The 19,657-nt window shown below is 67.4% G+C and carries 11 protein-coding genes; 2 read left to right on the top strand and 9 right to left on the bottom strand.

The window, feature by feature from the left end:
• Positions 1 to 82: 82 nt before the first annotated feature.
• From rpsG to FB464_RS01090, 6 genes are all read right to left on the bottom strand, one after another.
• Positions 83 to 553, bottom strand: coding sequence for a 30S ribosomal protein S7 (gene rpsG / locus FB464_RS01115; protein ID WP_116283902.1), 471 nt, complete (start codon positions 551 to 553; stop codon positions 83 to 85).
• Positions 553 to 927, bottom strand: coding sequence for a 30S ribosomal protein S12 (gene rpsL, locus FB464_RS01110; protein ID WP_116415491.1), 375 nt, complete (start codon positions 925 to 927; stop codon positions 553 to 555). The genes rpsG and rpsL overlap by 1 nt, the downstream gene beginning before the upstream one ends.
• Positions 928 to 1,278: 351 nt before the next feature.
• Positions 1,279 to 1,830 (bottom strand): hypothetical protein, encoded by a 552-nt coding sequence (locus FB464_RS01105; RefSeq protein ID WP_142206575.1) that lies wholly within the window; start codon positions 1,828 to 1,830, stop codon positions 1,279 to 1,281.
• Positions 1,831 to 1,866: 36 nt separating this feature from the next.
• Positions 1,867 to 3,366 (bottom strand): hypothetical protein, encoded by a 1,500-nt coding sequence (locus FB464_RS01100; RefSeq protein WP_116415493.1) that lies wholly within the window; start codon positions 3,364 to 3,366, stop codon positions 1,867 to 1,869.
• A gap of 26 nt (positions 3,367 to 3,392) precedes the next feature.
• Positions 3,393 to 5,318 carry a YhgE/Pip domain-containing protein gene (locus FB464_RS01095; RefSeq protein WP_116415494.1) on the bottom strand — a complete coding sequence of 642 codons (1,926 nt, stop codon included), beginning with the start codon at positions 5,316 to 5,318 and terminating at the stop codon, positions 3,393 to 3,395.
• Positions 5,315 to 8,536, bottom strand: a complete 3,222-nt coding sequence (locus FB464_RS01090) for an MMPL family transporter (protein WP_211327386.1) — start codon at positions 8,534 to 8,536, stop codon at positions 5,315 to 5,317. Before FB464_RS01090 ends, FB464_RS01095 begins: the two co-directional genes overlap by 4 nt.
• Before the next feature lie 170 nt (positions 8,537 to 8,706).
• Between FB464_RS01090 and FB464_RS01085 the strand changes: the two genes are divergently transcribed.
• Positions 8,707 to 9,525, top strand: coding sequence for a spermidine synthase (locus tag FB464_RS01085; protein WP_142206574.1), 819 nt, complete (start codon positions 8,707 to 8,709; stop codon positions 9,523 to 9,525).
• Complete coding sequence (locus FB464_RS01080) at positions 9,512 to 10,744, top strand: FAD-dependent oxidoreductase (protein ID WP_116415496.1); 1,233 nt, start codon at positions 9,512 to 9,514, stop codon at positions 10,742 to 10,744. The genes FB464_RS01085 and FB464_RS01080 overlap by 14 nt, the downstream gene beginning before the upstream one ends.
• A 29-nt stretch (positions 10,745 to 10,773) precedes the next feature.
• Here FB464_RS01080 and FB464_RS01075 read toward each other — a convergent pair whose 3' ends face one another.
• The 3 genes from FB464_RS01075 to rpoB form a co-directional block, all read right to left on the bottom strand.
• The gene (locus FB464_RS01075; RefSeq protein WP_246092871.1) at positions 10,774 to 11,859 is read right to left on the bottom strand and encodes a DUF475 domain-containing protein; all 1,086 of its coding nucleotides are present in this window, start codon (positions 11,857 to 11,859) and stop codon (positions 10,774 to 10,776) included.
• Positions 11,860 to 11,973: 114 nt separating this feature from the next.
• Entirely contained in the window at positions 11,974 to 15,873 is a 3,900-nt protein-coding gene (locus FB464_RS01070) for a DNA-directed RNA polymerase subunit beta' (protein WP_116415498.1), read from the bottom strand.
• A gap of 66 nt (positions 15,874 to 15,939) precedes the next feature.
• A complete protein-coding gene (gene rpoB, locus FB464_RS01065; RefSeq protein WP_116415499.1) occupies positions 15,940 to 19,431 on the bottom strand; it encodes a DNA-directed RNA polymerase subunit beta in 3,492 nt (1,163 codons plus the stop codon).
• Between the last annotated feature and the right edge of the window lie 226 nt (positions 19,432 to 19,657).

Genomic DNA, 19,657 nt, shown 5'->3' with positions numbered 1-19,657 from the left:
TCCTCCGATTGGATTGCTACGGGTGTGGGTGCCGTGGATGCTCGGGTGAGCATCCACGGCATCGTGCTGGTGGGCCTGCGGCCTACCAGCGGTAGTGCGCGAAGGCCTTGTTCGACTCGGCCATCTTGTGGGTGTCCTCACGGCGTTTGACTGCCGCGCCGAGACCGTTCGATGCGTCGAGGATCTCGTTGGTGAGGCGCTCGGTCATCGTCTTCTCACGACGGCCCTTCGCGTAGGTGGTGAGCCAACGCAGAGCGAGCGTGTTCGCACGGTGAGGCTTGACCTCGACGGGAACCTGGTAGGTCGAGCCACCGACGCGGCGGCTCTTGACCTCGATGGTCGGGCGCACGTTGTCGAGCGCCTTCTTCAGGGTCACGACAGCGTCTGCACCGTTCTTGGTCGACACGCCCTCGAGTGCGTCGTAGACGATGCGCTCGGCGAGGCCCTTCTTGCCATCGAGAAGGATCTTGTTGACGAGCTGGCTGACGATCGGTGCGCCGTAGACGGGGTCTGCGACGACGGGGCGCTTGGGAGCGGGTCCTTTACGAGGCATTACTTCTTCTCCATCTTCGCGCCGTAACGGCTGCGAGCCTGCTTGCGGTTCTTGACAGCCTGGGTGTCGAGGGCGCCGCGGACGATCTTGTAACGGACACCGGGGAGGTCTTTCACACGACCGCCGCGGACGAGCACCATCGAGTGCTCCTGCAGGTTGTGGCCTTCACCGGGGATGTAGGCGGTGACCTCGGTACCGTTGGAGAGCTTCACGCGGGCGACCTTGCGGAGAGCCGAGTTCGGCTTCTTCGGGGTGGTGGTGTACACACGTGTGCACACGCCGCGCTGCTGCGGGTTTGCTTTGAGAGCAGGCGCTTTGGTCTTCGTGACCTTGCGCGAGCGGCCCTTGCGGACCAACTGCTGAATGGTAGGCACTACATAACTCCTTGTGTTTACTGCACGGTGACAGCTGCTACAGATGATTAGCATTCGAACGCGCCAAGGCCGGAGCCCTGTCAGTCGAGTTCATTTGGACCTACTTGCAAACACACGAGACCGAAGCCTCTGGCGCCTGTCGGGGGTAGGTATGCCGTGGGGGCCGAGTGGACGGGCCGGTGGAACCGGCACCTTCGTTCGAGCCCTGCTTTGTATGATGCATGTCTGGCCAGGAACCGCCCTCCGCTGATGGAATACAGAAGCGGGCACGGCACGAGAGCACGACAAAGCGCACACCCCGGAAATATTACCCGTTGTGACGGTCGCGGTCAAATGGCGGCGAATGTGGCGCTAGCCGCGGTGACCGGTGTTCTGCACCGTGAAGGTCTTGCTGCGAGCGCCGCCTGCGCCGACCAGGGTGATCGTGTAGGTGTGGCTCGCTGCGGGGCAGGCGAACGGGATGGAGATCGACCCCGAGGTGCTGACTTCCGAGTAGGGCTCGGCCTGGGCATCCTGCGTGTCGACGCCGACGAAGGCGGTCTGCGCTCCCTCGCTCGACCAGACGAGCTGCACGTCGGGAGACTCGGCCGTGGACCCGGCCGGACCCTCTCCCGGCACCGGGCACGAGACCGTCTGTGTTGCTGACGCGGTGCGGAGATCGGGCGTGGTGACGCCGCCCACTCCGGGGTCATTTGGAGTCGCGACCGGGGCCGGCGTGGTGGTCGGTGTCCCCGTCGGCATGGAGGTGGGCGGTGCTGACGCGAGACCGGTGGGAGCAGTGGAACCGGCGACGGTCGGCCCTGCGGTCGAACCGGCACCCGACCCGACCAGAGCGAACACGACGGCGACCGCAACGCCGGCCGCCACGAGCACACCAAGGACAACCAACAGAATCTTCTTCACCGTCTGAGCTTAGCTCATGAAGTGAAGAAGATTCATTTACGCGGTCGGGGTGTACAGCGGCTCCCCCGTCGGGTACTGCGCCACCGGCGTCTCGGCCAGTTTCCTGTCGTACTCCTCCTGGGCGAGAAGGTTCTTCGCCTTGAGCTTGCGGCCGTGCGAGGCGATCCAGGCTCCCGCCCAGATCGGCACCTCCCGGGCGACGAGTGCTCCGGCGAGCGTGAGGGGATCCATCACCAGGGACCGGACGAAGGTGGCGATGTCACCGCTCGACAACGTCCACGCCTGCACGGCGAGCAGGGCGCCGAGGATGGCCGCGCCGTAGACGACGACGGCGATCAGGAAGCCGCCGAGTACGTAGGCCCACCAACCGGCCCGGTTGACGATGACGACCGTGAGGATGAGGGCGAGCGCGAAGAAGATCACGGGCACGTAGAAGGCCGGGCTCGCCGCGAACTGGCCGACCACGGAGACGAGGCGCGACCCCGGCACGGAGAAGGCGAGGATCGCGGCACCCGCCGCGGCGTACACGACGGCGAAGACGAGGGTTGCGAGAAGCGAGACCAGGATACCGAAACCGCGGTTGCTGCGGCGCTTCGGGGGCGTGAGAATCGGCACGGCGATCGCCGTGGGCGCAGCGAATCCGGGCCCGGGGTACGCGGCGGCTGCGCCGGTGCCCGTGCCTGCCGCAGCACCGCCACCCGCGGCGAGACCGGTCGCCGCGACTCCTGCCGTGGCGAGACCTGCCGCTGGCGAGGCCTGGCCCTGGGCGGCGGGTGGGGTCGCTGCGGAGGCGCCTGTCGGGGCGGCTTCCGGTGCCACCGGAGCGGCGAACGCCGCGGGCGGCGGGATGAAGGCGGCTGCCGGGTAGGCCACCGCCCCCGTCTCGCTGGGGGATTCGAGGGATGCGGGCGGTGCGGCGGGTTCCGCGGACTCCGCCGCCGCCGGGTAGCGCGGGGCAGTGGCCGGGGTGGCGGACAGCGCCGCGGGAACGACGACAGGCGCGGCCTCGGTGGCGGGCCGAACGACGGCGGCGGGGCCAGCGACAGCGGCGGGCCCATCACCCGCGGTTGGCGCAGCGAAAGCAGCAGGCTCAGCAGCAGGCGCGGCGGCAGCAGGCTCGGCGACGGCCGCAGGCCCAGCCCCCGGCGCCTCCCAGCGTGGAACGGTTTCCGGCGCGGGCTGAACGTCGAAGACTTCGGATGCGTCGGTCAGCGGTTGCGCGATGGGAGCGGGCGCCGGCGGGGCCGCAGCCGCGGCCGTGCCCGCAGCGGCAGAGGACGGCTCGGCAGCTTCGCCCTGCGAGGCCTCGCCCGCGACATCCGGAACCGGCTGACCGGGGTACTCCGACTCGGCCCACACACTGTCAGCGGAGGGCTCGCCGGCGAAGGTGGAGGCGGGCTCCGCACTCTCTGCGGGCAGTCCGACCGTCGGCACGGCCGCCTCACCGGATGCCCCGGTATCCGCCGCGGCGGGGGGCGGCGCACCCTGCTCCGCGCTGTTCGGGGCGGCGTCGTCGGTGCGGTCGTCTGTGCTCATGCGCACACTTTACTCACAGTGGAGCCTCAGCTGAGGGAGGTCACGCTGCGTCGCCTCGAAATCGCGACCAGAGTGAACGCCACCCCCACCGCGGCCACCACCACGAGGGTCACGATGACTCCCCCGACGGCCGCCCCGCCATCCGCACCCGCTCCGGTCAGGAGCCCCTGCATTCCGCGCACGGCTGCCGACAGCGGAAGGATCGTCGAGAGCGTCTGGAACCAGGCGGGGCTGAGTGCAACGGGAAGCAGCACGCCGGCCGCCACGACCTGGAGCACGAGGAACGCGAGGGAGATCATCCGGCCGACCCGGCCGAGCAGAGCCACAAGTCCCTGGTGCACCATGACGAAGGCGAGCGAGAGGCCCAGGATGAACAGGGCGCTCCCCACCGGATTCGGGGAGTTCACGCCGAGGAGCTGCAACCCCAGCACGACCGCCAGCGCCTGGATCACCGCGAGTCCGAGCGCGGGAAGCAGCGACTGCCGCAGGATGCGGAATGCCCCCGCCGAGGAGGCGAGCGCCTGTGTCGTGAACGGTGTCAGCAGAAGGTAGAGCGCGAACGCGCCGAGCCAGAGGGCCACCGGGACCATCACCGAAGCGGTCGCCACTCGGGCGCTCGGCAGGGCCTGGCTGTCGGTCACGGTGGTGACGACCGGGGTGGCCACGACGGTCGCGAGAGTCGTCTGCTGGTCGGCGGTGTACGTCGGGATCTTCCCGGCGGCCTCGCCGAGCCCGGAGGAGAGCTGGCTGACGCCCGAGGCGACGCCCGCCGTGCCCTGCACGAGCTGGGGACTGAAGCTGTTGAGTCCCTGGAGCCCTGTGGTCAGGTCGCCCGCGCCCTTCGCGGCGCCCGCGATGCCTGTCACCAGGCCGGGCATGCTGTCGGCGAGGGTGGTCGTGCCGGTCGAGATCAGGGAGTTTCCGCCCTTCAGCAGGGCCCCGGCGACCGCACCCGCGTCGAGGGAGAGTCCGACGTCGAGGCTCGACAGCGCGACATCATCGGAGAGCTTCTTGATCTCGGCCACCCGGGCGGCGACCTCGGCCGCCGTCAGCTTCGGCAGGTCGGCCGAGAGAGCCGCGATCTTCAGGTTCAGGTCGAGCTGACGCGCCTCGATGTCGTCCTGCTTCCGGGCGGTCTCCGTGATCCCGTCGGAGAGCAGCGCGCTGCCGTCCCTCGCGACGACAGCCAGCTTCGCGAGGTCGCTGGTCGCAGCGGGCAGCGGTTCGAGTGACGTCGCGGCGGTCTGGAGCCCGCTGCTGAGACCTTCCGCTCCGACGGCGAGCTTGCCCACGCCGTCGGCGACGCCCGCCCCGAGCTGCGACACCTGCCCGGCCGCCGTCGAGAGTTCGGTGCTCTTGTCGGCGACGGTCGTCAGCTGGTCGTGGATGCTCGTGAAGCCGCCGAGCAGACCCTTGACGTAGCTCTGGGTGAAGCCGGTCGCGAGCGCATCGTTCACGTTCGTCGAGAGTGCCGTCGCCAGCAGAGCGGCGACGTAGCTCTGTGCGCCATTGGTGGTGACCTCGAGCGAGGCAGCCGCCGGGGCGCTCGTGCCGGTCGAGACGTAGAGTTCGGAGAAGTTGCTCGGAATGGTGACGACTGCCGAGTACTCCCCCGAGTCGAGGCCCTGCTGCGCGAGGTCTGCGCTGGTGAGCGTCCAGCTGAAACCCGATCCGGCCTGGCCGCTGACGAGCTGGGTGGTCAGCAGTTTTCCGGCGGGAACGGTCGTCTCTGCGCCGTTGACCACGGTCTTCGCGGTGGCGTCGAGGTTCACGACGGCTGCGGGGAGGTTCGGTGCGCCCGACGCGCTCTCCGCGGTGTTCGAGAACGCGGAGACGGCGACACCGGCCACGAGCAGGGGTGTCGCGACGGCGAGCACGAGGGCGATCATCCGGGCGGCGGACGACCGGGGTGCCCGATCGGCGGATTTCAGGAGTGTCGACAGCATGCTCATACGAGGGCTCCCTGTTCGGTCTGGATCGGAGCGGCAGTGAGTTGCACGGTGACGAGGGGGCGGCCCGTCGGGGCGGTGGTCGTGGTCGCGGTCGCGCTGGACACAGCGCAGACCAGGGTGACACTCCGGCCCGCCTCGGCGGCCACCGCGGCCAGGAGGTCGCCGGCGAGCCCGTCCTCGAGGGGTCGCAGATCGATGGCGATCAGCTCGGCGGAGGAGGCGAGCGCCAGCGCAACGTCGATGCACCAGCGCGCCGCAAGACCGAGCGCCGCGAGCGGGGTCGACTGGTCGGTCGCCGGGCCGGGGAGGTCTGCACCCGACGGCGTCGCCACGACTCCTTCGAGCACGCGCAGGTACGCACCGACCCGCTCGAGTCGGCGGTGCCGCTCGGCCCGGCGGGTATCGAGCCGCACCTCGCCGAGGAGGTACTCGCCCACGGTGAGGGTCGACGGGTCGGCATCGACGCCCATCACGAGGCGCGACCGTCGACGCACGGCCGACGACTCGAACGGCTGCGGATGGCCCAGCACGCTCAGGTGGCCCGTGAAGTGGGGAAGCCGCCCCATCAGCGCTGCCAGTACAGCAGCCCCTCCCACATCGGCACCGAGCTGGGATTCGGCGCCCGGCTCCTCGACGATCAGGGCGACGCCACCGGCTTCGACCCGCAGGTCGAACGGCTGCTGGCCGGCCACGCTGAGGGAACCCGCTGCGACAGCGTCCGTGATCGCGGGGCGTTCGACGGGCGGGGCGAGCTGGGCGGCGCGGGCCGCTTTCTGCTCGTTCTTCGCCTCGATCCTCGCGGCCCTGGCGAGGGCACGCCTCTCGGCGGCAGCGGCCGAGCGGCTGACGGGCGCCGGGCCCGGGGACTCGGCCGCGACAGCCCCCACATCGGCAGCCGACGCAGCCGACGCAGCCGCGTCGACCTCGGCGCCCGGAGCGAGCGCACCCCGATCATCCAGAGCCGGCGCGCCGTGCGCGGGCGCCTCGGCGTCACCCGGCCGCCAGTCGCGGGCGGCGATCAGTTCGTGCACCTTCTCGCCCTCGATGTCCACGTTCGGCAGGTGCCGCCCGAGCCAGGCCGGCAGATACCAGGCGCGCGTTCCGAGCATGGCCATGATCGCCGGGATGAGCGTCATCCGCACGAGGAACGCGTCGATCAGCACACCCGCCGCGAGCGCGAACGCCAGCGGCTGCACCGCCGCACCGGAACCGGGAACGAACGAGGCGAACACGCTGAACATGATCAGGGCCGCCGCGGTCACCACGCGGGCGGCGGCGCTGAAGCCGTCGAGAACGGATGCCCGCGCCTCCCCGGTGCGCGAGAACTCCTCGCGCATCCGGGAGACGAGGAAGACGTGGTAGTCCATCGCGAGGCCGAACAGGACGGCCATCACGAGAATCGGCATGAAGCTGATCACCGGCCCAACCTTCTGCACGCCGAACACCTCGGCGAACACGCCGTCGTTGAAGACCAGGGTCACGACGCCGAGCGAGGCCGCGACGGAGAGCAGGAAGCCGAGGGTCGCGCTGATCGGCACGGCCAGCGAACGGAAGACCATCGTCAGCAGCACCAGGCAGAGCCCGACCACGACCAGCGCGAAGATCGGCAGGGCATCGCCCAGTTGCTGGGAGATGTCGATCGCCACGGCGGTCTGCCCGGTGACCATGTAGGTGAACCCGTTCGCTGCCTCGAAGGCCGGCGCGTCGTCCCGCAACGTCTGGACGAGCTGCTTCGTCGCCTCAGAATCGGGTGCGCTCGACGGCGTCAGCGAGACGATCGCCATGTCGAGGGCGCTGTTCGGGATGACCGGGCTCACCGTGTCCACGTCGGGAATGCCGGTGAACTGCTTTCCCAGCGCGTCGAGGGCGCCCTGAAGGTTCTGCGCTTCGACCGACCCGATGTCCGCGGTCACCAGCAGCGGGCCGTTGAAGCCCGGCCCGTACCCCTTGTCGAGCAGCTCGTAGGCGACGCGGGACTGGCTGCCCGGGGCGTCGTAGCCCGCGTCGGGCACGGTCAGTGCGAGGTGGAGCGCCGGGAAGGCGAGCGCCAGCAGGGCGAGCGGAACGACGATCACCGCGATCAGCGGCCGGCGCGTCACGAGGCGCACCCACCGGCGACCGAGAGTGGGCTTCGTGTCGTGCCTCGGGTTCTGCAGCTCGCGTTCGCGCCGCTCGGTGCGGGAGCCGGGCTTCGGCACCAACGTGGTGTTGAGCAGGCCGAGGATGGCGGGAAGCAGAGTGACGGCCGCGGCGACGGCCAGCAGCACGCCGAAGGCAGCGCCCAGACCCATCACCGAGAGGAACGGGATGTTGACCACCGACAGCCCGATCAGCGCGATGATCACGGTGATGCCGGCGAAGATGACGGCGCTGCCCGCGGTGGACGTCGCGATCGCGACGGACTCCCGGGCCGGTGTGCCCGCGGCGAGCTGGGAGCGGTGCCGGGCGACGATGAACAGGGAATAGTCGATGCCCACGGCCAACCCGAGCATCTGGGCCAGGATCGGAGCCGACGACGAGATCGTCACGAAGTCGGCGATGATGGTGATCGAGGTGGTCGAGATCGCGACCCCGAAGAGCGCGGTGATGAGCGGCATGCCTGCGGCGAGCAGCGAGCCGATCGTGATGGCCAGGATGATGAGGGCGATGACCATCCCGCCTGCCTCCTGGCTGTCGTCGGCCGCGGCCTCGGGTGCCTTCACCCCGGCGTAGGCGACGGTCAGTCCGTCATCCGTAATGCTGTCGCCCATCGCCTCGAGGGCTTCGGTGTCGGCATCGGTGAGGTCGGTGGCCGGCACCGTGTACGAGATCGAGATGTACGCCATCGAGTTGTCGGGGGCGATCTGTGCGGCGGCGGCAGCAGCGACGGCGGGAGCTCCCGAGGTGTCGAACGGGTCGGTCACGTTCGCCTGGTTCGGCAGCGTCTTCATCTTCGCGGCGACACCGGAGATCTGCGATTCGAAGCTCCGGATGCTCTGCCCCTCGGGCGCGACGAAGATGACCTTCGAGCTGCCCCCGTTGGCTGCCGGGAAGCGGCTGCCGAGCAGATCGATCGCGGTCTGCGACTGCGTGCCCGGAATCTCCACCGCAGGGGAACCCTTGCCCGGGAAGGCGATGGCACCGGAGATCGCGGCGACCACGATGAGCAGCCACACCCCGATGACCAGGAAGTGCCGGCGAGCGGCGAAAGCGCCGATCCGATACAGCAGTACAGCCATCATGGCCCCCGTCAGATGGCACCCAGCGAGGGTCATACCAGGCGATGACTACGGTAGTCGGGATGCTCAACGCTCAAGATAGCGGAGAGACAAGTCGGGGCGCAAAATCATCTGGGGAGGTTCACCCGAAGGTGGGGGCGAGACCGGCTGCAGACCCTAGGCTGGTGCGGATGATCCCCCCGGTGCACCGCCGTCTCCGCCTGAGCGGTCTGGCCGCCGAGCTCCGTGCAGACGACATCGGCGGCAGCGGCTTCACCCTCTACATCGGCGGTGAACAGCAGTCGCACGTGTTCACCGGCGATCCGCGTTCGCTGCGGTTCGACTACCTGCGGCGCATCGCGAACCTCGCGGATCTGCTCGCCCCGGCCGGCGCACCCCTCCGCGTGCTGCACCTCGGCGGAGGTGCTCTCACCCTGGCCCGGTACATCGCCGCGACACGGCCGGGCTCGCCGCAGACCGTGATCGAGTTCGAGGCCGACCTCCTCGACCTCGTGACAGAAGTGGCTCCCCTGCCCGAGGGCATCGACCTCGGTGTGATCATCGACGACGCCCGGGCGGGGCTCGACCGGGCATCCGAATCCGCCCCGTTCGACCTCATCGTGGCGGACGTGTACCTCGGGTCAGCGACACCAGCGCACCTCGCGAGCGTCGAGTTCTACCGCGAACTCGTCGCGCTGCTCGGTGATGCGGGGGTGCTGGCGGTCAATGTGGCCGACGACCGCGATCTGCCGGTCGCGCGGGCGGCCGCGGCGAGCCTGGCCGAGGTCTTCCCGCTCGTGCTGGTCGCCGGCGCCCAGGCTCTCACCGAGGACCTCGACGAAGGCAACGCCGTTCTGTTCGCCTCCCGCTGGGCCGGCCTCGTCTCGCTGGCGGCGGCGCTGCAGGCGGCGGGGCCGCATCCGAGCGGATTGGTGGGAACCGAGCGGCTCACGGCGTTCATCGGCGACGCTCGTGCGGTGCACGACATTGCTCCGGATGCCCGTGGCTGACCCGCACTCCGCCGATGCACCCGATGCGGCTCTCCCCTCGCACGCCCGGGTGGTGATCGTCGGCGCCGGGCAGGCGGGGCTCTCGGTCGCCCATCACCTGGCGCGCCGCGGTCTCACGCCCGGTGAGGATCTGGTCGTGCTCGACCGTTCCCCCGCTGCCGGCGGCGCGTGGCAGTTCCGCTGGGAGTCGCTGCGACTCGGCACGGCGCACCGGGTCAACGACCTGCCGGGCATGCGGGAGCTCGGCCTGAGCTTCGACACGGCCGACCGGGGCCGTGCCGCCCGCGACGTGGTGGGCGAGTACTACGCCGCGTACGAGCAGCACTTCGGGTTGCAGGTGTTCCGGCCGGTGACGGTGACGGGGGTGCGCGAGGCGGCTCCGGATGTCGCGTCCGGCCGGTTGCGCGTCGAGTACCTCCGCGGGGTGGTCGCCGGCGTGATGGCCCCAAGCACGACCGCAGACGCTGCTCGTGGCGCGATCACCACCGCCATCCTGGTGAACGCCACCGGCACATGGGGCGCGCCGATCCGCCCGTACGTCCCCGGCATCGAGACGTTCGCCGGGCGCCAGCTCGCGACCCCCGAGTACCGATCGGCCGCCGAGTTCAGCGGCCTCCGGGTCATCGTGGTCGGCGGCGGTACCTCCGCGGTGGGCTTCGTGCTCGAGCTGGAGGGGATCGCGGCATCCACCACCTGGGTCACCCGCCGACCGGTCTCGTTCGCAGGCGACGAGCCGGGTGAGGCGAGCGCGAGCATCGAGGGCCGGCTCGCCGCGGTCGCCCAGCAGAACGACGCGGCGGCGGCCGGGCGCGTGCTGCCGAGCATCATCAGCGGAACCGGTCTCCCCGCAACGGCCCGCAACCTCGACGCTCTGCGGCGCGGGGTTCTCGTGGCGCGACCGATGTTCACGAGCATCGAACAGGGCGGAGTTCGCTTCGCCGACGGCAGCTTCGAGCCGGCCGACGCCATCATCTGGGCGACCGGATTTCGTTCGGAACTCGGCCACCTCGACCCGCTCGGTCTCCGCGAACCGGGCGGCGGGGTGGCTGCAGCGGAGGGGCGCGCACTCCGCGACCCACGGGTGTTCCTCGCGGGCTACGGGCCGCAGGCGTCGACGATCGGGGCGGACCGGGCGGGGCGGCTGGTGGCGATGCAGGTGCTGGAGGCACTGGAGCAGCGAGATGCCGAGGATGACCCCGGGCATCCGGAACCCGCCTGAGTCAGCCCACCTGAGTCAGGCGGGTTGAGTCAGCCCACCTGCACCGATCCGCCGAGCTCACGGGCCTTCACCCGGCGGTTCCGCACGATGCTCGACAGGAACCCGGCGCCGATGAAGACGATGCCGACGAGCCCCGTGACGACATCGGGGATCTCCAGTCGGATCGAAATGAGGAGGATGACCGCCAGCGCCCCGACGGCCCAGAGGGCCCCGTGTTCGAGGTAGACGAACTGGCTGAGCGTGCCTTGACGTACGAGGAAGATGGTGAGCGACCGGATGAACATCGCCCCGACGCCGAGACCGATCGCGATGACGATCGGGTCTGAGGTGATGGCGAAGGCGCCGATGACGCCGTCGAACGAGAAACTCGCATCCAGCACCTCGAGGTAGAGGAAGAGGAAGAACGCCGCGCGGCCGACGACGATCTTGACCTGCCGACCGGGCTTGACGGGGTCGATGTCCTCCCCGCCGCCCTCCTCGGCCGTCTGCTCGAACACCTTGCCGAGCGCCGTGACGAGCAGGAACGCCCCGATGCCGATGACGCCGCTGAGCAGCACGGTGCCCGGGTCTTCGGCGACGAACTGGGAGACCAGCACGAGCACGATGATCGACACGATCGTGCTGGCGCCCGGAACCCGCCCGACGATCTGCAACACCTTCTCGACAGGCTTGATCCAGAGGACGTCGCGTTCGTCGAACATGAAGTCGAGGAACAGCATGAGCAGGAACATGCCGCCGAAGCCGGCGATCGCGGGGTGTGCGGCGTTGAGGATGAAGCCGTAGGTGCCGGGGACGGCCGGATCGCCCTTCTCGAACGCCAGCTGCACGGCCTGCACCGGGCCGAGCCCGGCGGTGACCGCCACGACGAGGAAGGGGAACACCAGCCGCATCCCGAAGACGGCGATGATGACGCCGACGGTGAGGAAGATGCGCTGCCAGGCCGCGTTCATACGCTCGAGGATGGTGGCGTTGACCACCGCGTTGTCGAACGAGAGCGAGATCTCGAGCACGCTGAGCACGATCACCAGTACGAGGGCTGTCGGTCCGCCGTAGAGGAACCCGAGGGCGAGGCCCACGAGCAGCACCACGAAGGACCAGCCGAAATTCTTCAGCATGAGCATCCTGAGAGAGTCATCAGGCAAGTCTAGGCGCGCCGCGGCACCTCCCCGACACGGAAGAAGGGCCCCCTCGCCGAAGCGAGAGGGCCCTTCTGGTCACGCGGTCAGTGCCTAGTTGTAGGTACCGGGCGTGTAGTCGTCACTCGAGAAGCTGTCGAAGTCGACGAACGACAGGTCAGCCTCCGAGAACACCGCGTCATCGGTGAAGATGCGGTTCGGGTAGCGCTCGGCCTTGGCCTCCTCGGTTGCCTCAACGGTGACGTTGCGGTACTTCTGGAGTCCGGTTCCGGCCGGGATGAGCTTTCCGATGATGACGTTCTCCTTGAGTCCGACCAGCGGGTCGCTCTTGCCCTCCATGGCGGCCTGCGTGAGAACACGCGTGGTCTCCTGGAAGGAAGCGGCCGACAGCCACGACTCGGTCGCGAGCGAGGCCTTGGTGATACCCATGACCTCCTGGCGGGCCGAAGCGGTCTTACGACCCTCGGTGAGCGCCTCGCGGTTGAGGATGTTGTAACGCTGGCGGTCGACGAGCTCACCGGGGAGCAGGTCGGTGTCACCGTGGTCGACAACAGTCACCTTGCGGAGCATCTGGCGGACGATGACCTCGATGTGCTTGTCGTGGATCGGCACACCCTGCGAGCGATAGACGCCCTGCACACCACCGACGAGGTGCTCCTGCACGGCACGCACACCGCGAACCCGGAGAACCTCCTTCGGGTCGATCGCACCGACGTGCAGCTGCGTTCCGAGCTCCACGTGGTCGCCGTCCTCGATGAGGAGGCTGGCACGCTTCAGCACCGGGTAGGCGATGGCCTCGTCACCGTTGTCGGGCGTGAGGATCAGCTTGCGGCTGCGGTCGGTGTCTTCGATGGTGATGCGGCCAGCAGCTTCTGCGATCGGCGACGCACCCTTGGGGGTACGCGCTTCGAAGAGCTCCTGCACGCGGGGCAGACCCTGCGTGATGTCGTCGGCCGATGCGGAACCACCCGTGTGGAAGGTACGCATGGTCAGCTGGGTTCCGGGCTCACCGATCGACTGTGCGGCGATGATGCCGACGGCCTCTCCGATGTCCACCAGCAGACCGGTGGCGAGCGAGCGGCCGTAGCAGGCAGCACACACACCGACGGCCGACTCGCAGGTCAGCACCGAGCGCACCTTGATGTTCTCGACACCCGCCTCGACCAGCTTGTCGATGAGAACGTCACCGATGTCCTCGCCGGCTTCGGCGATGACGGTGCCGGAGGCATCCACCGCGTCGGCAGCGAGGCTCCGTGCGAACACGGAGTTCTCGACGTTCGAGTCCTTCACCAGCACACCGGCAGCGTCGTGCGCCGCGATGGCCAGGTCGAGGCCCTTGGTGGTGCCGCAGTCGTCTTCACGGATGATGACGTCCTGCGAGACATCCACCAGACGACGGGTGAGGTACCCGGAGTCGGCGGTACGCAGCGCGGTGTCGGCGAGTCCCTTGCGAGCACCGTGCGTCGCGATGAAGTACTCAGCAACACTGAGGCCCTCACGGTACGACGAGATGATCGGGCGAGGGATGATCTCACCCTTCGGGTTGTTCACCAGGCCACGCATACCCGCGATGTTGCGGATCTGCAGCCAGTTACCACGAGCACCCGACGTCACCATGCGGTTGATCGTGTTGTTCGCCGGGAAGTTCGCCTGCATGGCCTCCGCGACGTCTTCGGTCGCCTTGGTCCAGATCTGGATCAGTTCCTGGCGACGCTCGGCGTCGGTGGTGAGGCCCTTCTCGTACTGCGACTGCACCTTGGCGGCGAGCTTCTCGTAGGTCGCAACGATCTCGCGCTTGTTCGGCGGGGTCAGAACGTCGGAGAGAGCAACGGTGACGCCTGAGCGGGTGGCCCAGTAGAAACCGGCATCCTTGATGCGGTCGAGAGCAGCAGCAACCTCGACCTTCGGGTACCGCTCGGCGAGGTCGTTGACGATGGCCGAGATCTGGCCCTTGTCTGCGACGGCTTCGACGTACGGGTAGTCGGTCGGCAGCGTCTCGTTGAAGAGCGCGCGACCGAGGGATGTCTCGACCAGCGTCACACCGGGGGCGTGGTTGCCCTCGGCCAGCACAGCGTTCTCGGGAGCTTCACCCTCAGCGAAGGTGATGTTCTCGAGGCGGATGCGCACCTTGGCATTGAGGTCGAGGGTGCCCTGGTCCTTCGCCAGGATGGCCTCGGCAACGCTGGAGAACGCGCGGCCCTCGCCGACGACACCCTCACGGAGGGTCGTCAGGTGGTGCAGGCCGATGATCATGTCCTGCGTGGGCAGGGTCACCGGACGGCCGTCGGACGGCTTCAGGATGTTGTTCGACGCGAGCATCAGGATGCGCGCCTCGGCCTGCGCTTCCACCGACAGCGGAAGGTGCACGGCCATCTGGTCACCGTCGAAGTCCGCGTTGAACGCGGTGCAGACGAGCGGGTGCAGCTGGATCGCCTTGCCCTCGACGAGCTGGGGCTCGAAAGCCTGGATGCCCAGTCGGTGGAGCGTGGGTGCACGGTTCAGCATCACAGGACGCTCGCGGATGATCTCCTCGAGCACATCCCACACCTGGGGACGGCTCCGCTCGACCATACGCTTCGCGGCCTTGATGTTCTGGGCGTGGCTCAGGTCGATCAGGCGCTTGATCACGAACGGCTTGAACAGCTCCAGGGCCATCTGCTTGGGCAGACCGCACTGGTGCAGCTTCAGCTGGGGACCACCGATGATGACCGAACGGCCCGAATAGTCCACGCGCTTGCCGAGCAGGTTCTGGCGGAAACGACCCTGCTTGCCCTTGAGCATGTCGCTCAGGGACTTCAGGGCGCGGTTGCCGGTACCGGTGACGGGGCGACCACGGCGGCCGTTGTCGAACAGTGCGTCGACGGCCTCCTGCAGCATCCGCTTCTCGTTGTTGACGATGATCTCGGGAGCACCGAGGTCAAGCAGACGACGCAGGCGGTTGTTGCGGTTGATCACGCGGCGGTACAGGTCGTTGAGGTCGGAGGTCGCGAAGCGGCCACCATCCAGCTGCACCATCGGGCGGAGCTCCGGCGGGATCACGGGGACCACGTCGAGAACCATCGCGGCCGGCGAGTTGCCGGTGATCAGGAACGAGTTGACGACCCGGAGGCGCTTGATGGCGCGGATCTTCTTCTGGCCCTTGCCCTCGGAGATCTGCAGGTGCAGCGTGTCCGACTCAGTGGCGAGGTCGAAGGCTTCGAGGCGCTTCTTGATCGCCTCGGCACCCATGTAGGCCTCGAAGTACTGGCCGTAGCGGTCCTGCAGCTCGTGGAACACGGAGTCTTCGGGCTTCAGCTCGCCGACCTTGAGGCTGCGGAAGTCTTCCCACACGCGCTCGAGCTGGGCGATCTGCTCGTCGAAGGACTTGCGGGCCTGGCCCATCTCCTTCTCGGCGCCGTCTTTGGTACGACGCTTCTGGTCGCTCTTGGCGCCTTCTGCCTCGAGGGCAGCCAGATCGTTCTCGAGCTTCTGGAGACGGTCGGCGATACGGCTGTCGCGCTGGTCGCTGAGGGCCTTGATCTCGAGCCGGAGCTCGTTCTCGAGGCCGGGCATGTCTTCGTGACGGCCATCCTCGTCGACCGAGATGATCATGTAGGCCGCGAAGTAGATGACCTTCTCGAGGTCCTTCGGAGCCATGTCGAGCAGGTAGCCGAGGCGGGACGGAACGCCCTTGAAGTACCAGATGTGCGTGACGGGGGCGGCGAGCTCGATGTGGCCCATGCGCTCACGGCGCACCGACGACTTCGTGACCTCGACACCGCAGCGCTCACAGACGATGCCTTTGAAGCGCACTCGCTTGTACTTGCCGCACGAGCACTCCCAGTCACGGCTCGGCCCGAAGATCTGCTCTCCGAAGAGGCCGTCCTTCTCGGGCTTCAGCGTGCGGTAGTTGATCGTCTCGGGCTTCTTGACCTCACCGTGCGACCACTTGCGGATGTCGTCAGCCGTAGCGAGACCGATCCGCAGTTCGTCAAATGTTGTAACGTCGAGCAATTTTTTCTTCTCTCCTGGAGTAGGAAGGTAGCGAAAGTTGGGTTCTAGCTAGCGCAGAGGTTCGGCTTAGATGTCGTCGATAGACGAGTTCTCGAACCGCGTGGAGATGTTGATGCCGAGCTCTTCTGCAGCGCGGAAGACCTCGTCATCGGTGTCGCGCAGGCTGACCGCAGTGCCGTCGGCAGACAGCACTTCCACGTTCAGGCAGAGCGACTGCATCTCCTTGATGAGCACCTTGAAGGACTCGGGGATACCCGGCTCCTGGATGTTCTCACCCTTGACGATCGCTTCGTACACCTTCACGCGGCCGAGGATGTCATCCGACTTGATCGTCAGGAGCTCCTGCAGTGCGTATGCGGCGCCGTAGGCCTCGAGCGCCCACACTTCCATCTCACCGAAGCGCTGCCCACCGAACTGTGCCTTACCACCCAGCGGCTGCTGCGTGATCATGGAGTACGGACCGGTCGAACGAGCGTGGATCTTGTCGTCGACGAGGTGGTGGAGCTTCAGGATGTACATGTAGCCGACCGAGATGGGCTCGGGGAACGGCTCGCCGGAGCGGCCATCGAAGAGCGTCGCCTTACCGGTGCCGTTGATCAGGCGGTCGCCGTCGCGGGTCACGAGGGTCGAGTCGAGCAGACCACCGATCTCCTCTTCGAGCGCACCGTCGAACACGGGGGTCGCGACCTTCGTGTTCGGGGCAGCCTCGTGTGCGGCCTCGGGGAGACGGCCGGCCCACTTGTTGCTCTTGCCCTCGACCTTCCAGCCCTGCTTGGCGATCCACCCGAGGTGGATCTCCAGCACCTGGCCGAAGTTCATGCGGCCGGGGATACCGAGCGGGTTGAGCACCACGTCGACGGGGGTACCGTCTGCGAGGAACGGCATGTCTTCCACGGGCAGGATCTTCGCGATGACACCCTTGTTGCCGTGGCGGCCGGCGAGCTTGTCACCCTCGGTGATCTTGCGCTTCTGGGCGATGTAGACGACCACGCGCTGGTTGACGCCGGAACCGAGCTCGTCGTCGTTCTCGGCAGAGAACTCCTTGACGGCGATGATGGTTCCACGCTCACCGTGGGGCACCTTGAGGCTGGTGTCGCGCACTTCGCGGCTCTTCTCGTTGAAGATCGCGCGGAGCAGTCGCTCCTCGGCGGAGAGCTCGGTCTCACCCTTGGGTGTCACCTTGCCGACGAGGATGTCGCCGGGGCGGACCTCGGCACCGATCCGGATGATTCCACGCTCGTCGAGGTCGGCGAGCAGCTCCGGGCTGACGTTCGGGAGGTCACGCGTGATCTCCTCCTTGCCGAGCTTGGTGTCGCGAGCATCGACTTCGTACTCTTCGATGTGGATCGAGGAGAGCGTGTCGTCCTTCACCAGGTTCTGGCTGAGGATCATCGCGTCTTCGAAGTTGTAGCCCTCCCACGGCATGAACGCCACGAGGAGGTTCTTGCCGAGCGCGAGCTCACCGTTCTCGGTGGCGGGACCATCGGCGATGACCTCTCCGACCTCGACGCGGTCACCCTCGTTGACGATGACGCGCTGGTTGTAGCTCGTGCCCTGGTTCGAGCGGTCGAACTTGCGGAGGTAGTAGGTCTCGACCCCGCCCTCGTCGAGCAGAACGGAGACGGCGTCAGCCGAAACCTCCTGCACGACACCGGCGTGCTGGGTGGTGACCACGTCACCGGCGTCGACGGCCGCGAAGCCCTCCATACCGGTACCGACCAGGGGGCTGTCGCTCATCAGGAGCGGCACGGCCTGGCGCTGCATGTTCGCACCCATGAGGGCGCGGTTCGCATCGTCGTGCTCGAGGAACGGGATGAGCGACGTCGCGACCGACACCATCTGGCGGGGCGAGACATCCATGTAGCCGATCGTCTCGATCGGGAAGAGGTCGACCTCGCCACCCTTTTTGCGTGCAAGCACGCGGGGCTCGGCGAAACGGGCGTCCTTCGTCAGAGGCGCGTTGGCCTGGGCCACCACGTACTCGTCTTCTTCGCTCGCGGTCAGGTAGTCGATGGTCTCGGTGACGACGCCGTCGACGACGCGACGGTACGGGGTCTCGATGAAACCGAACGAGTTGATGCGGGCGAACGATGCGAGCGAACCGATCAGGCCGATGTTCGGGCCTTCCGGGGTCTCGATCGGGCACATGCGGCCGTAGTGGCTGGGGTGCACGTCGCGAACCTCGACGCCGGCACGCTCACGGGACAGACCACCCGGGCCCAGCGCGGAGAGTCGACGCTTGTGCGTCAGGCCCGCGAGGGGATTGTTCTGGTCCATGAACTGCGACAGCTGGGAGGTACCGAAGAACTCCTTGATCGCGGCGACGACGGGGCGCACGTTGATCAGGGTCTGCGGGGTGATCGCCTCGATGTCCTGCGTGGTCATCCGCTCGCGAACCACGCGCTCCATACGGGACAGACCCGTACGCACCTGGTTCTGGATGAGTTCGCCGACGGCACGGATGCGACGGTTGCCGAAGTGGTCGATGTCGTCGATGTCGAGACGGATGTCGACGGACTTGCCACCACGGGTGCCGGGAAGCGTGGTCTGGTTCTCGTGGAGGGCCACGAGGTACTTGATCGTCGCGATGATGTCTTCGTTCGTCAGAACGGAGTTCGACAGCTCGCTCTCGATACCGAGCTTGCGGTTGATCTTGTAACGACCGACCTTCGCGAGGTCGTAGCGCTTCGGGTTGAAGTAGAAGTTGTCGAGCAGCGCACGCGCGGCCTCGGCAGCAACCTGCTCGCCCGGGCGGAGCTTCCGGTAGATGTCCTTGAGGGCCTCTTCCTTCGTCAGGATGGAGTCCTTCTCGAGGGTCGCCTCGATGGAGGAGTAGCCCTTGAACTGCTCGAGGATCTCCTCGCTCGTGAGGCCGAGGGCCTTCAGGAACACGGTGACGCTCTGCTTGCGCTTGCGGTCGATGCGCACACCGACCTGGTCGCGCTTGTCGATCTCGAACTCGAGCCAGGCACCACGGCTCGGGATGACGCGGGCCGAGTAGATGTCCTTGTCGGAGGTCTTCTCGAGCTGGCGGTCGAAGTACACACCCGGGCTCCGCACGAGCTGGGACACGACGACACGCTCGGTGCCGTTGATGATGAACGTGCCCTTCTCGGTCATCAGGGGGAAGTCGCCCATGAAGACGGTCTGGGTCTTGATCTCACCGGTGAGGTGGTTCATGAACTCAGCCTCGACGTAGAGCGGGGCGGCGTAGGTCTTGCCGCGCTCCTTGCACTCGTCGATCGTGTACTTCTCGGGCTCGAGGAACGGGCTCGTGAAGCTGAGCTGCATGGTCTCGCCGAGGTCTTCGATCGGGGAGATCTCCTCGAAGATCTCATCGAGGCCGGAGTGCTCAGGAAGGTCTTTGCGACCCTGCTCCTTCGCTTCAGCGACGCGTGCCTTCCACACGTCGTTGCCCACGAGCCAGTCGAAGCTCTCGGTCTGCAGTGCAAGCAGATCGGGAACAGTCAGGTTGTCAGAAATTTTGGCGAACGAGAGTCGCGATGCTCCGCGACCGTTCTTGGGTGTGGTGGTGGTTGCGTTGCTCGCAGCAGCCAAGGAAATAACCTCCGTGGACCCCGTCGGGTCTCAGTACTGGGTTTACTTTTGGTCGAACTCGCCAGACCCTCGAACAAAACCCGCCTGCCGGTGATATGCACAGGGGTTCTGGAGTGATGCTGCGGTTCCATCTGACGAAGAAGAAACTGCAGCGCGAGCCGACCGCAATATGAAGGCATAGGAGTACTGGGAGCGCAAAGAACAACTATATGCCGCTCCTGGCCAC

The organism is Subtercola boreus, from assembly GCF_006716115.1.
GTDB classification, from domain to species: Bacteria; Actinomycetota; Actinomycetes; order Actinomycetales; family Microbacteriaceae; genus Subtercola; species Subtercola boreus.
The sequence above is the reverse complement of the archived record's forward strand: the minus strand, read 5'-3'. Positions and strand labels throughout refer to the sequence as shown.